The 2,944-nt window shown below is 74.7% G+C and carries 2 protein-coding genes; both read right to left on the bottom strand.

The window, feature by feature from the left end:
- A partial coding sequence (locus HGA02_RS15170; RefSeq protein ID WP_425483071.1) for an acetyl-CoA carboxylase biotin carboxylase subunit occupies nt 1-1,456 on the bottom strand: 1,456 nt, incomplete at its 3' end.
- A 4-nt stretch (nt 1,457-1,460) separates the two neighbouring features.
- Nucleotides 1,461-2,944: carboxyl transferase domain-containing protein (locus HGA02_RS15165; protein ID WP_168679855.1), on the bottom strand; the 1,484-nt coding region annotated here is incomplete at its 5' end.

Genomic DNA, 2,944 nt, shown 5'->3' with positions numbered 1-2,944 from the left:
CGCCGTCCGCGAACCGGTCAGGCCCGTCGTCGTCGCCAGGGCCGGGCAGGAGGCGGCCGAGGAGGCCCGTGTCGAGCCGTCCGGCGCGCACGTCGGGGTCCGCGAGCACGCGGCGCAGGAAGCCGACGTTGGTGCGCACGCCCAGCACGACCGTCCCCGCGAGGGCCGCGTCGAGCCGCCGCAGCGCCTCGGCCCGGTCGGCACCGTGCGCGACGACCTTCGCGAGCATCGGGTCGTACGTCGTGCCGATCTCCAGGCCGGGGAGCAGCGCGCTGTCGACCCGCACACCCTCGCACGCCGGCTCGTCGAGGACCAGGACCGTGCCGGTCGTCGGCAGGAAGTCGCGCGACGGGTCCTCGGCGTACACGCGCGCCTCGACGGCGTGCCCGTGCAGTCGGACGTCGTCCTGGGCGAACGCCAGCGGCTCGCCCGCGGCGACGCGGAGCTGCTGCTCGACGAGGTCGAGCCCGGTGACGAGCTCCGTGACGGGGTGCTCGACCTGCAGGCGCGTGTTCATCTCCATGAAGAAGAACTCCGTGGGCGCCTCGTCCGAGACCAGGAACTCGACGGTCCCGGCCCCGACGTAGTCGACGCTGCGCGCGACGTCGCAGGCCGCGGCGGCGATCCGGGCGCGCGTGGCCTCGTCGAGCAGCGGTGACGGCGCCTCCTCGACGACCTTCTGGTGGCGCCGCTGGAGCGAGCACTCGCGCTCGCCGAGGTGGACGACGTGCCCGTGGGCGTCGGCGAGCACCTGCACCTCGATGTGCCGCGGGGTCGTGACGAGGCGCTCGACGAGCAGGGTGTCGTCGCCGAACGCCGCAGCGGCGACGCGACGGGCCGCGACCAGCGCGTCGGCCAGGTCGTCCGCGCGCCGGACGACCGTCATGCCCTTCCCACCACCACCTGCGGACGGCTTCACGAGCACCGGGAAGCCCAGCCGCCCGGCCGCCGCGACCGCCTCGTCGTCCGTCATCCCCGCGAGCGCGACGCCCGGGATCACCGGGACGCCCGCGGCGACCACGTGGTCCTTGGCCCGGACCTTGTCGCCCATGACGTCGAGCGCCCGCACGCCGGGACCCACGAACACGATCCCGGCGTCCGCGCACGCGCGCGCCAGGTCGGCGTTCTCGGACAGGAACCCGTACCCCGGGTGCACGGCGTCGGCGCCCGCGACGCGCGCGGCCCGGACCACGGCGTCGACGTCCAGGTAGCTCGCGCGCGGCTCCGCGGGTCCGAGCCGGACGGCGGTGTCCGCGAGCGCGACGTGCCGCGCGTCGCGATCGGCGTCGGAGTACACGGCGACCGACCGGATGCCGAGGCGACGCAGCGTCGCGATCACGCGGCACGCGATCTCGCCACGGTTGGCGACGAGCACGGACCCGAACAGCGGCGCCGCAGCCGCGCGCACGGGCACGGCCGCGGCGGGACCGGTGGTGGCGGGGTCGGTCGCGGTCACGGCGTCACATCCGGAACAGCGCGGGCCGGGGCGCGTCGAGCGGCACGGTCGCGCACACGTCGAGCGCCATGCCGAGCACGCGACGGGTGTCGAGCGGGTCGATCACGCCGTCGTCCCAGAGCCGCGCGGTCGACCAGTACGGGCTGCCCTGGGTCTCGTACTGCGTCCGCAGCGTCGCGCGGAAGGCCTCCTCGTCGGCGGCGTCCCACGTGCCGCCGCGGGCCTCGACCTGGTCGCGCCGGACTGTCGCGAGCACCGACGCGGCCTGCGCGCCGCCCATGACGGAGATGCGCGCACCGGGCCACATCCACAGGAACCGCGGGGAGTACGCGCGCCCGCACATCGAGTAGTTCCCGGCGCCGAACGAGCCGCCGATCACGACGGTGAGCTTGGGGACGCGCGTCGTGGCGACGGCGGTCACCATCTTCGCGCCGTGCTTGGCGATCCCCCCGGCCTCGTAGTCGCGCCCGACCATGAACCCGGAGATGTTCTGCAGGAACACGAGCGGGATGCCGCGCTGGTCGCACAGCTCGACGAAGTGCGCGCCCTTGAGCGCGGACTCGCTGAACAGCACGCCGTTGTTCGCGACGATCCCGACGGGGTGCCCGTGCAGCCGCGCGAACCCGGTCACGAGCGTCTGGCCGTACTCGCGCTTGAACTCGTGCAGCTCGGAGCCGTCGACGAGCCGCGCGATCACCTCACGCACGTCGTAGGGCGTCTGCAGGTCGGTCGGGACGACGCCGTACAGGTCCTCGGGCGGCACGGCCGGGGGTCGCGGCTCGACGACGTCCCACGCGGTCGTCGTCGGGCGCGGCAGGGTCGAGACGATGTCGCGGACGATCGCGAGGGCGTGCGCGTCGTCCTCGGCGAGGTGGTCGGTCACGCCCGACGTGCGCGCGTGCAGCTCGCCGCCGCCGAGCTCCTCGGCCGTGACGACCTCGCCCGTCGCGGCCCGGACCAGCGGCGGCCCGCCGAGGAAGATCGTCCCCTGCCCGCGCACGATGACGGTCTCGTCGGACATCGCCGGGACGTAGGCGCCGCCCGCGGTGCACGAGCCGAGCACGCACGCGACCTGCGGGATGCCCTCGGCGGACATGCGCGCCTGGTGGAAGAAGATGCGCCCGAAGTGGTCGCGGTCGGGGAACACCTCGTCCTGCATCGGCAGGAACGCGCCGCCCGAGTCGACGAGGTAGACGCACGGCAGCCGGTTCTCGCGCGCGATCTCCTGCGCCCGCAGGTGCTTCTTCACGGTGAGCGGGTAGTACGTGCCGCCCTTCACGGTGGCGTCGTTGGCGACGACCATGACGTGCCGCCCGGCGACGAGCCCGATGCCCGCGACGACCCCGGCGGCGGGCGCGTCGTCGTCGTAGACGCCGTGCGCGGCGAGCGGCGCGACCTCGAGGAACGGGCTGCCCTCGTCGAGCAGCACGTCGATCCGCTCGCGCGTGAGGAGCTTGCCGCGCGCGACGTGCCGCTCACGGGCCGCCG

This window comes from Cellulomonas septica, assembly GCF_012396155.1.
Classification (GTDB): domain Bacteria; phylum Actinomycetota; class Actinomycetes; order Actinomycetales; family Cellulomonadaceae; genus Cellulomonas; species Cellulomonas septica.
The sequence above is the reverse complement of the archived record's forward strand: the minus strand, read 5'-3'. Positions and strand labels throughout refer to the sequence as shown.